This window comes from Poseidonibacter antarcticus (assembly GCF_003667345.1).
In the GTDB taxonomy this organism is placed as follows: domain Bacteria; phylum Campylobacterota; class Campylobacteria; order Campylobacterales; family Arcobacteraceae; genus Poseidonibacter; species Poseidonibacter antarcticus.
The window spans coordinates 21131-33386 of the sequence record NZ_RCWF01000018.1 but is presented as its reverse complement, the minus strand read 5'-3'; the positions used below and the strand labels follow the sequence as shown (position 1 = coordinate 33386).

8 protein-coding genes are annotated in these 12256 nt (G+C 29.5%); 4 read left to right on the top strand and 4 right to left on the bottom strand.

The features are described from left to right. Positions 1-127: 127 nt before the first annotated feature. The gene (locus D9T19_RS13830) at positions 128-1702 is read left to right on the top strand and encodes a nitrite/sulfite reductase (RefSeq protein WP_121628836.1); all 1575 of its coding nucleotides are present in this window, start codon (positions 128-130) and stop codon (positions 1700-1702) included. Positions 1703-2093: 391 nt separating this feature from the next. Continuing rightward, a complete protein-coding gene (locus D9T19_RS13825) occupies positions 2094-2810 on the top strand; it encodes a glycerophosphodiester phosphodiesterase family protein (protein WP_121628835.1) in 717 nt (238 codons plus the stop codon). Between the two features lie 112 nt (positions 2811-2922). On the opposite strand, the gene D9T19_RS13820 is transcribed toward D9T19_RS13825, so the two are convergent. The 4 genes from D9T19_RS13820 to D9T19_RS13805 all read right to left on the bottom strand — a co-directional run bounded on the left by D9T19_RS13820 (position 2923) and on the right by D9T19_RS13805 (position 6113). Then, a complete protein-coding gene (locus D9T19_RS13820; RefSeq protein ID WP_121628834.1) occupies positions 2923-3108 on the bottom strand; it encodes a DUF6726 family protein in 186 nt (61 codons plus the stop codon). Between the two features lie 106 nt (positions 3109-3214). Further along, on the bottom strand, positions 3215-4498 hold the full coding sequence (locus tag D9T19_RS13815) for a TRAP transporter large permease (RefSeq protein WP_121628833.1): 1284 nt from the start codon (positions 4496-4498) through the stop codon (positions 3215-3217). Then, the gene (locus tag D9T19_RS13810) at positions 4495-5115 is read right to left on the bottom strand and encodes a TRAP transporter small permease (RefSeq protein ID WP_121628832.1); all 621 of its coding nucleotides are present in this window, start codon (positions 5113-5115) and stop codon (positions 4495-4497) included. The genes D9T19_RS13815 and D9T19_RS13810 overlap by 4 nt, the downstream gene beginning before the upstream one ends. Before the next feature lie 2 nt (positions 5116-5117). Further along, positions 5118-6113, bottom strand: a complete 996-nt coding sequence (locus tag D9T19_RS13805; RefSeq protein ID WP_121628831.1) for a TRAP transporter substrate-binding protein — start codon at positions 6111-6113, stop codon at positions 5118-5120. A 295-nt stretch (positions 6114-6408) separates the two neighbouring features. On the opposite strand from D9T19_RS13805, the gene gltB reads away from it, so the two are divergent. Both gltB and D9T19_RS13795 read left to right on the top strand, forming a co-directional pair. Further along, a complete protein-coding gene (gene gltB / locus D9T19_RS13800; protein ID WP_121628830.1) occupies positions 6409-10845 on the top strand; it encodes a glutamate synthase large subunit in 4437 nt (1478 codons plus the stop codon). Positions 10846-10848: 3 nt separating this feature from the next. Beyond that, positions 10849-12222 carry a glutamate synthase subunit beta gene (locus D9T19_RS13795; RefSeq protein WP_121628829.1) on the top strand — a complete coding sequence of 458 codons (1374 nt, stop codon included), beginning with the start codon at positions 10849-10851 and terminating at the stop codon, positions 12220-12222. The last annotated feature ends 34 nt before the right edge of the window (positions 12223-12256 follow it).

Sequence of the window (12256 nt, the reverse complement as noted above, 5' to 3'; positions counted from 1 at the left end):
GATATGGACAAAATTATAGGTATTTTACTTGTTGTCTCAGCTATAGTGACTTTATACTTTAGTTTCTTTAACGATGCTAAAATATTCGTTGGTTAAATGAAAAGATTAAAGATATAGAGGAGAACTTATGTCTAAAAAAGAATTGTCAGAATTAGAAAAATTAAAAGCTTCAAGAAATCCATTGAGAGTAATCGATGATGTATATAAAGAAGCTTTAGAGGGTATACCTTTAAGTGACGATTATATAGGATTGTTAAAATGGTATGGTATGTATCCTCATATTAATTCAAAAGGGCTAGAAGAAAAAAAGTATTTTATGAAGAGAATTAAAATTGTAGATGCAAAAATAAACTTAAAGCAATTAGAAGTTTTAGCTAAAATAGGACAAAAATATGCTAAAGGTTTGGTAGATTTTACAAATAGACAAAATATTCAATTTCATTATATTGAAATAAAGGACATACCTAAAATTTTAGAACTATTAGAATCAGTAGGTCTTACTTCTAGAATGGCATCAGGTGATGGACCTAGACCAATCATGACATCTCCAATTGGAGGAATAGATCCTGAAGAAATAATTGATGCTTCCTATTTAGTAAAAGAACTTGATTCCTATTTTGACAAAAATGATGATAGGTTTTGTAATTTTTCAAGAAAATATAAAGTTGGTATTTCTGGTTGTGGAAAACATACAGCTAATCATGAAGTTCAAGATATAGCCTTTACTGCTTTTAAAGATGAAAATGGTGAAATATTATTTGATTTAACACTTGCTGGTGGACTATCTAAATCAAAACAAATTGCATATAGAGCAAAAAAGTATGTTGAAGCATGTCAAATAAAAGATGTAGCTGTAGTTTGTGCAGAAATATTTAGAGATCATGGTAATAGGGATAATAGAAATAAAGCAAGGGTTCGTCATTTAGTTAATGAATGGGGGCTTGAAGAATTTATTAAAGAAATTGAAAACAGATTAGGATATAGACTTAAAGATGGATTAATAGAACCTAAAATTACTCCCTTTGAAAATAGAAATCATTTTGGAATTAATAAAGCAAAACAAGAAGGTGAATCTTTTATTGGTTTTGCAACAAACTCAGGAAGAGTTGCAGGAGAAGATTTCAAACAAATAAGTGATATTTGTAATAAATACCATGTAAAAGGTATAGCCCTTACTCCAACTCAGAATTTTATTATATATGGAGTAAGAGATGAATATGCACTAACTTTAGCTGATGAAATTAAGGCATTAGGGTATCCTTATTCTCCTTCCCCTTTTAGAGCGAGACTTCAATCTTGCACGGGTAAAGAGTTCTGTAAATTTGGTATTACAGAAACTAAAGAATATGCGAAAGTTGTTGTTCGAGAACTAGAAAAAAAATTTCCTGATTTTAATGAAAACATAACAATGGCAATATCAGGTTGTGGAAATGCTTGTTCTCATCCTCAGATCTCTGATATTGGATTTATAGGAACTAAAGTAAGAGATAAAGAAGGAAATAGAGTTGAAGGTTATGATGTAATTCTGGGTGGACAACTACAAGGTGAAAAAGAAAGTAGATTCGCACATAAAACAGGTGTAAAAGTTACTGCAAATAATTTAGTAGATTTTGTAGGAGAGTTAATTAACTCTTATTCTTCAGATAATTTAGGACAGACTTCATTTAAAGAGTATTTAAATGTTATTGAACTACCCAAATAAATATTTTAAATTACTATAAGTCAAACTTCAAAACTTATAGTAATTTTTTTAATTAGACATTAATATGAATACCTTAACTGATGAGGAACTATCATTTATTAAAACAAGGAATCATTTTTATCTTTCATGTATTGGAGGAAATAATTGGCTATGTATTCAACATAAAGGTGGAGCGGTACTCTAAATTCATACTCAGAAATAAAAAATTTTAAGTTTTGGAACTTTATCTAAGTTTTATTTAGAATTGTTAGAAAGTTGTTTTTTAAGGTGTTTTGTATTTAATTGTCGAGTATTTATCAAAATTTACTACTTTATGTTCCAAATTTTTTTTGATTATACATGTAATTAAAATGAAATCTAACTAGTATATAATTAATAAAAAAGATTTATTATGAATTGGATTAAAAATCAACCTATTGCACATAGAGGATTATATAAAGGTTTTGAAATACCTGAAAATTCTTTATATGCTTTTAAAAAAGCTATAGATAATAATTATGCAATCGAATTAGATGTAAGATTAACAAAAGATGAAAAAGTAATAGTTTTTCATGATAAAAATTTAATAAGACTATGTGCAGATAGAAGAAAAATAAGAACTCAAAACTATGATGCAATTAAAAACATAAAACTTTTCAACTCAAATGAAACAATTCCAACATTAAGTGATGTATTAAAATTAGTAAGAGGAAAGGTACCTTTACTTATTGAAATAAAAAATCATGAAGAAATAGGATTATTTGAAGAGCTAGTAGTTAAACAATTAGAAGAGTATAAAGGTGAGTTTTCAATTTGCTCTTTTAATTATCATATCCTCCAATGGTTTAAAAAATATCATCCTTCTATTTCAAGAGGATTAATATTTGGAGATATTAAAAAGTTGGAAATAAAATATTATAAAATAACATTTTTATATCGATTTTTTAGGGTAAGACCAGATTTTATTTCACTTGATTATAAATTATTAGATACTTTTATTCCTAATTTTTGTAGATGGCTAAGAATTCCAATAATTTCATGGACAATTAATAACAAGAAAAAAAGAAGAAAAGCAATGGAAATAGTAGATAACATAATTTTTGAAAATATAAAAATTAAAAAACTTTAATCTTCTTTATTTTTATCTTTAAACTTTTTTTCTAGTTTAGCTGTAAAGTATGCTAGCATTATTACTACAAGTGTAACTATTCCAAAACCTATTAACTCAGATATAAAATCACTCAAAATGGAATAACCGTGTCAAGAACATCACCTGTTCCAGCAATTGTATCTCCAACAACATCTGGAGTCACCACATTTACTACTGCCCCTGCTACTTTAAAAGGAGCTGCAACTACACTTCCTACTATACAACCTTGAATGCTTATAGCAAAGAAAAAAAGAAATATTATTTGTGATAGTTTCATTTGTATTTAGTACCTTGAATTTTTATGTAAGTATATCAAAAAATGATTAGAAATAAAAAAAGGCAAGAGTAAAAACTCTTACCTTTTTTTTAAATAGATAGATGTATCATCCACCATACATTAGATTTGGTAACCAAAGAGCAATTTCTGGTATATAAGTTACAAGTAATAATCCTGCTAAAATTGTCATCGTCCATGGGAACGCTGCAACTATAACATCTTTTATACTCATACCTGTAAGTCCAGAAGTTACAAATAAGTTAAGTCCAACAGGTGGTGAAACCATTCCTAGTTCCATATTGATTGTAATTACAATACCAAAATGAATAGGATCAATTCCAAGTGCAACAGCAACAGGAAGTAATAATGGAACCATAATCATAATAATTGCAGATGGTTCCATAAATGAACCAGCTAAAATTAAAAGAATATTTACCATAAATAAGAACATATATTTATCAACATTTGCTTCAATTAACGCTTCAGTGATTCCTTGTGGAATATTCTCAATTGTTAAGAAGTGTGCAAATAGCATTGCATTTGCAATAATGAACATAATCATTGCAGTTGTTTTTGCTGAATCTAAAGCTGTATCAAAAAATTCTGACATTTTAATATCTTTATAAACAAATACAGAGATTACAAATGCCCAAACGGCTGCAACAGCTGCTGCTTCAGTTGGTGTAAATATTCCACCGTAAATACCACCAATAACAATAACAATTGTCATAAGACCCCATGAAGCATCCTTCATTTTTACAAGTCTTTCTTTAAATGGTGCAGGTTCAGTTCTTTTAAAACCTAATCTTCTAGCACCAATATAAGTAACAACCATCATCATAATTCCAAGCATAATTCCAGGAACAACACCTGCCATAAATAATCTACCAATAGAAACTTCAGCAGTAACTCCATATACAATTAAAACAATTGAAGGTGGAATTAAAATACCTAAAGAACCAGCAGTGGCAATTGTACCAACAGCATATTTCTTGGGATAACCAGCTTGAATAATTGCTCCAAACATAATAGAACCAATAGCAACAACAGTAGCAGGAGAACTTCCTGAAACTGCTGCAAAAATAATAGATGCAAAAATTGCAGAAATTGGTAAACCACCTGGAAGATGACCAACAATTGATTTTGCAAACTCAATAATTCTAGTAGCTGCACTACCTTTTGAAAGTAAGTTACCAGCTAAAATAAACATTGGAATTGCCATTAATGAATAATGATTGATTTTTTCAAACATCATTGATGAAATTTCAATAGGAGAAATATCTGTGAATATCATCATTGTTGTAAAAGTAGCAGCTCCTAAACAAATTGCAATAGGAGTTCCTAAAAGTACAAGGAATAAAAATATACCAAATAATAAAGCTACACTCATAGCATTCCTCCTGTTTTCTTTTCAACTTCTTTAACGATGTCATTTAAATGTTGAACAGATTTATTGTCTTTATCTTTTGAACTAACACCCATTCCAGCTAAAACTTGCTCAGCTTCGCTTTCTGCAACTACTTGACTATGTGGTGTTCTTATAATTTGTACAATTTTTTCACCAACTCTGTAAGCTGAAAAGAAAAATGCAATAGGAATCACTAAGTATATAATCCACATAGGCATATCCCATAAATCAATTGCTCTTTCATCGAATGGCATTACAATTTCTGTGATATATAAAATTCCATAATATGCAACTGCTAATAAAAATATTATAGTTACAGTATGTGAAATTAAAAGCATAATTTTTGCAATTTTCGAAGGCATTACATCTAAAAGAATTGTAACTGCAATATGTGCATCTTTTTTAAAACAATAAGCAGCACCAAAGAAAGCACTCCATAAAAATAAAAAGATAGTAAGTTCTGTTGCCCATACTAATGACGCATCAAAAGCATATCTTGCAACAACATTAGTAAAAGCAACAGCAACACCGGCTGTTATACCGAATGCTGCTATTGATTGATTTATAAAACCTATAGTTTTACTGATTAGATTAAACATAACTATTTAGTCGCTATTGTTTTCTCAATTAAATCTTTTCCGATTTTTCTATCAGAATAGAACTCAGGGTAAATTTTACTAACTGCTTTTCTCCAAGCTTCTCTTTGTTCTGGAGTTAATGTGCTAATTTCAAGTTTACCAGTTTTTTTAGCGTATTCTTTAATTAATTCTAATTGAGAATCATTTAATTGCGCTGCATATTCTCTTTCTTTTTCAGTTGCTTCATTCATAGCTTGAGTTACATTAGCTTGTAAATCAGCAGGTAATGAATTCCAGAATTTTTTAGACATTACAACTAAGTAACCTAAATAACCATGGTTAGAAATTGTTAAGTATTTTTGTACTTCATGGAATTTTTTAGTATAAATATTTGATATTGGATTTTCAGCCGCATCAATTACACCTTGTTGTAAACCTGAATACACTTCAGAGAAAGGCATCATTTGAGGATTTGCTCCTACAGCATGAAATTGTGCTTCTAATACTTTTGAAGACATAATTCTAAACTTTTGACCTTTTGCATCTTCTGGCATAGATAATGGGTTTTTATTTGAAGTTAATTGTTTAAATGCATTATCCCAGTAATTTAAAGCAACAATACCTTTTGCAGTTACTTTATCTTTTAACTCTTTTCCTACCTCACCATCTTGAACATCATGTAAATGCTTTGCATCTCTAAAAACAAATGGTAAATCAAATAGTGCTAATTGAGGTACAATTTTACCAAACTTAGAAAAAGATGGTGCTGCCATTTGAACAGAGTTTAATCTCAATGCTTTTAAAACTGCATTATCTTTGTATAACTGTGATGATGGATATACTTGAACGTCAATTCTACCTGCTGATAATTCTTCTAATCTCTTTTCAAAGAAATCTGCTGCTTTACCTTTTGGAGTATTAGCACTTACAACATGCGAAAATTTCAACGTATAATCTGCCGCCATAGATGAACTTGCTACCACTGCTGCCGCGATAGTTCCTATTAATAATTTTTTCATAATTATATCTCCTTAATTTTGATATTAAAAAATTATAGTCTAAACTTATGTATCAATTATGTATTTTTAATGAAATTATAAAAGTTTTTTTGTATTAAAATAATCTAGAAAACTCATATTAATTAGAATATTAAAGAAAAAAATAAGTTTATAAAAGTACTACCTTTAGTAGTACTAAAAAAGTAAATAATGGAAGCTTGTAAAACATTGATTTTAACCATATTTTAAACAAATTTAAAGTATATTATTGCACTTTACTATGGAATATATAAAAATTAATGTATAAAGGAAAATGATGGGTTGTAATTTAGACTTACTAACTTCTTTTAAAGATAACTGTGGTTTTGGTCTTGTTGCTGATATGAAGAACAGACAAAGTCATAAAAATTTAGAAGATGCAATAACTTCACTTGAAAGAATGATGCACAGGGGTGCAGTGGCCGCAGATGGTAAAACTGGAGATGGTTCTGGTTTATTATTATCTATTCCTGACTATTTTATGCGAAAAGTAGCAACTAAAGAGGGTGTTGACTTACCTGAAACTTATGGTGTTGCTATGATTTTTGCAAAAGATTTATCTGATATTGATACATTTGAAGAGTTATGTGAAAGCAATGACTTAAAAGTTGTATTAAAAAGAACAGTACCTATTGATACAGATGCTTTAGGAGCTCAAGCTTTAGCTTCTTTACCAAATATAATTCAAGTATTTGTAGTGCCAAATACTTTAATTTCATCAAAGAGATTTGATGCAATGCTTTATTTAACAAGAAAAGAGTGTGAGCATAAATTATTAGATAAAGAAGATTTTTATATTCCTACTTTTTCATCTAAAGTTATTGCTTATAAAGGTCTTATTATGCCTACGCATATTAAGCATTTTTATGTTGATTTAAGAGATGAAGACTTTAAAATCTCATTTTCATTATTTCATCAAAGATTTTCAACTAATACATTACCTAAATGGAAACTAGCACAACCTTTTAGAGCTATTGCTCATAACGGTGAAATTAACTCTGTGGAAGCTAATAGATTTAATGTTGAAATCAAATCAGAACAGTTAAAATCAGAAATATTTTCTGATGAAGAATTAAAAAGATTATTACCAATTTTACAAACTGGTTCATCAGATTCTGCTTCATTAGATAATATGTTTGAATTTATGTTAGCTAATGGTGCTGATTTCTTTAAAACTGCACGTTCATTAGTTCCTGCTCCTTGGCAAAATGCACCACATATGGATGCAGATTTAAGAGCATTCTATGAATATACTGCAACTTCAATGGAAGCATGGGATGGTCCAGCTGCTGTTTCTTTAACTGATGGTCGACATATTGGTTGTTTAATTGATAGAAATGGTTTAAGACCATCTAAATATGTAATTACAAAAGATGATAAATTATATATTACATCAGAATATGGAACGTTAACTCTTGAAGAAGATAATATTTTAGAAAGAGGAAGATTACAATCAGGACAAATGATTGCACTTGACCTTAAACATGGAAAAATATTAAAAGAAGATGATATTAATGATTATTTAAAATCGTCTCAATATTATTCTAAATGGTTAAATGATGATATGGATTATATTCAAGAATATATTGAAGATTCATTCTTAAATACAAGTGATTATATCCTTGATGATTTAGAAAAGAAACAAAAATATTTTAATATTACATATGAAGCAATTGATCAAATGATTGAACCAATGGCTAAAGATGGAAAAGAACCAGTTGGTTCAATGGGTGATGATACTCCATTAGCATGTTTTTCAAATGTTAATAGAAACTTTACAGATTTCTTTAAACAAAAATTTGCACAAGTTACAAATCCACCAATTGACCCATATAGAGAAAAAGTTGTTATGTCTTTAGAAACTGGATTTGGACAAATTCATAATATTTTATCTGAGCAACCAGAATTTGCTAAAAGATTAAAAACAACAAGTCCTATTTTAATGAAAGAAAAATATGATATTCTTTATTCATTTGGATATAACGAATCTCCAAGATATGATAGTTATTATAAAAATAAAACTTTTTCTACTACATTTAAAACTGATTTAAAAGATGCACTAGAGCAATTATCTAAAAAAGTTATCAAAGCTGTAAAAGAAGAAGATGTTTCTATTATAATTTTAGATGATAGAGATATTAGTGAAAAAACAAAACTAATTCCAATGGCAATGGCTGTAGGTTATATTAATCAACAATTATTGATTAAAGGAATTAGACATTCTGTTTCAATTATTTGTGTAAGTGGAGAAGTTTACGATCCACATATGTCAGCTGTATTAATTGCATTTGGTGCAACAGCAATTTATCCTTATATGATGTATGCTACAACAGTTGCTTTATATAAAAATAAAGACTTATCTAAATATGAAATGCAAAGAATATTAAAAAATACACATAAAGCACTTAATGCTGGTTTATTAAAAATCATGTCAAAAATGGGTATTTGTACAATTGCTTCATATAGAAACTCTGGTTTATTTGATATTATTGGATTATCTGATGAAATTATAAATGATTGTTTTGAAGGTGCATATACTGATTTAGCTGGATTGACATATGAAGATATAGAAAAAAGAATTGAAAAATCTCATATGAATGCATTTGTAGATGAAAATCATATGTTCCCACTTGATTTAGGTGGTTTTTATAAATATTCAAATGGTGGTGAGTATCATGATTATGGTCCAGCTACTACTAACGCAATGCATAACAAAAATGCAAGTAAAAAAGAAGATATATCAGATTTTGATAGTTTAAGAGAACTTGTTAAAACAAGAGATAAAAAATTCATTAGAGATTTCCTTGAATTTAATTCTGATAAAGAAGCAATTGATATTAGTGAAGTAGAATCAACAGAAGAAATCTTTAAAAGATTTTCAAGTGCTGCAATGTCATGTGGTTCTATTTCTCCTGAAGCTCATGAAGCAGTAGCACAAGCTATGAATACAATTGGTGGTACTTCAAACTCTGGTGAGGGTGGAGAAGATCCAAAAAGATTCAATACATTAAAAAATTCTAAAATTAAACAAGTTGCATCAGGAAGATTTGGGGTTACACCTGGATATTTAAGATCAGCACAAGAATTACAAATTAAAGTTGCACAAGGTGCAAAACCTGGTGAAGGTGGTCAGTTACCTGGACATAAAGTAACTCCTTTAATTGCAACACTTAGACATACAGTTCCTGGTGTTACACTTATTTCACCACCACCACATCACGATATTTATTCAATTGAAGATTTAGCTCAATTAATTTTTGATTTAAAACAAATCAATCCATTAGCTAAAATTACAGTTAAACTTGTATCTTCTATTGGTGTTGGAACAATTGCTGCAGGTGTTGCAAAAGCTTATGCTGATAAAATTATTATCTCAGGTGGAGATGGTGGAACAGGTGCTGCTCCATTAACTTCACTTAAACACGCAGGTAATCCATGGGAAATGGGACTTTCAGAAGCTCACAATGCATTAAAAGCTAACCACTTAAGAGAGTTCGTTCATGTACAAACTGATGGTGGTCTAAAAACTGGTCTTGATGTTGTAAAAGCTGCAATGCTTGGTGCTGAATCATATGCATTTGGTACAGCTGCTCTTACACTTCTTGGTTGTAAAATTTTAAGAATTTGTCATACTAATAAATGTTCAGTTGGAGTTGCTACTCAAGATGAAACTTTAAGAGAATATTTTGAAGGAACAGTTGAAAGACTTATTTCTTATTTCACATTTATTGCAGAAGATGTTAGAAGTATTCTTGCATCATTAGGTTATTCATCAATTGAAGAAATTGTAGGAAGATCTGAATTATTAAAAGTAATTGATGATGATTTTGCTAAGAAATTTGACTTCCAAAATATTTTAAGAAAAGTTGATGGTATTAACACTTGTCAAAAAGAAACAAATGCTCCTTTTGATGATAATAAATATGAAAAAGAATTACTTAAAAAAGTTCATAAAACTATTGAAAATCCAAATTCACCTATTAAAGTGAATACTGAAATATCTAACTTAAATAGATCATTTGGTGCTTTAATCTCTGGTGAAATTGCAAGATTCTATGGTGATGAAGGGTTACCTGACAATTCTATTAATATTAATTTAAAAGGTATTGCTGGTCAATCTTTTGGTGCATTTATTTCTAAAGGTATGACACTTCACTTAGATGGTGCTGCAAATGATTACGTTGGTAAAGGAATGAATGGTGGTAAAATCATTATTAATCCTAAACATCAAGGCCAAGAATTTGGTGGTGCTGGTAATACTTGTCTTTATGGAGCAACTGGTGGTAAATTATACATTAGAGCCTCTGTAGGTGAAAGATTCGCTGTACGAAACTCAGGATGTATTTCTGTTGTTGAAGGTACAGGAGATAATCCTTGTGAATATATGACAGGTGGAATTGTAGTTATTTTAGGAAACACAGGTATTAACTTTGGAGCTGGAATGACAGGTGGATTAGGTTTTGTTTATGATGCTGAAAAAGCATTTGTTGATAAAATGAATCAAGAGTTAATTGAAGCTGTAAGAATTGATACTGATGATACAGAAAGAGAAAGACTTTATTTAAAAAGATTATTATTAGATTATCTTCATGAAACACAAAGTATTGAAGCAGATAGAATATTACAAAACTTTAGATCAGAAATTAGAAACTTCTGGATGGTAAAACCTAAGAATATGACTGTATTACCACTTGATCCAGATGAGGGAGATTAGAATATGTTAAATTTTACAAAATTCGAAAGAATTAATCCTGAAAAAAGAGATGTGCTTCAAAGATTGAAAGATTATGGTGAAGTATATCAAGTATTTGGAAAACAAAGAGCAAATGAACAAGCAGATAGATGTATGCAGTGTGGTGATCCATACTGTCATACAGGATGTCCACTAGGAAATTATATTCCAGCTTGGTTAAAACAAACAGCAACAAAAAATCCAGATTTAGCATTTGCTTTATCAAATGAGACTTCTCCTTTCCCTGAAATTTTAGGAAGAATTTGTCCTCAAGATGTACTTTGTGAAGGTGCTTGTTCTTTAAATACTGGTCATGGTGCTATTTCTATTGGAGCAATAGAAACTCATATTTCTGAAACTGCATTTGCAAGAGGTATGAAACCTAAATTTGCTACAAAGAAAAAAGATCAAAAGATAGCAGTTATTGGTTCTGGACCATCTGGTATATCAGCAGCTACTTTTCTTTTAAGAAAAGGTTATCAAGTAGAAATGTTTGAAAGAGCTGATAGAGCTGGTGGACTTTTAATGTATGGAATTCCTGGATTCAAACTTGATAAAACAACAGTTGATAGAAGAATCAATTGGTTAATTGAAGCTGGAATGAAATTACATTTAAATTGTGAAATTGGTAAAGATAAATCTTCAAAAGAACTAGAAGAAGAGTTTGATGCAATTTACTTAGGTTTAGGAGCAACAGCAGGTAGATTTGCAGGGATTGATGGTGAAAAAGCTTCAAATGTACACTTAGCAATAAACTTTTTAACTGGTATTCAAAAGAGAAATCTTGGAAATACAAATATTGATTATATTGATGTAAAAAATAAAAGAGTTGTTGTAATAGGTGGTGGTGATACAGCAATGGATTGTGTTCGTTCATCAGTAAGAGAAGGAGCATCTAGTGTTAAATGTCTTTATAGAAGAAATGAAGCTAATATGCCTGGATCTAAAAAAGAAGTTGTAAACTCAAAAGAAGAGGGTGTTGAATTTGTATTTAATGTTAGTCCAAAATCTATTAAAACAGATGGTGATTTAGCATTAGGTGTTGAACTTCTTACAACTTCTATGAGTGAACCTGATAATTCAGGAAGACAAAAAGTTGTAATTAATGAAGGAAGTGAATATTTAGAAGAAGCTGATGTTATTATTATGGCATTAGGTTTTGCTCCAGAAGTTCCAGCATTTTTAAAAGAATTAAATGTTAATACTAACTCTTGGGGTAGAATAGAAACTTCTTCATTTAAAACTTCAAATGCAAAAGTATATGCAGGTGGAGATTGTCAAAGAGGTGCTCATCTAGCTGTTACTGCTGCTGCTGATGGTAGAGATGCTGCAAGAGCAATTATTCAAACTTTTATTTAATGAATACTTTAATTACAGATCTTTATAAAGACTC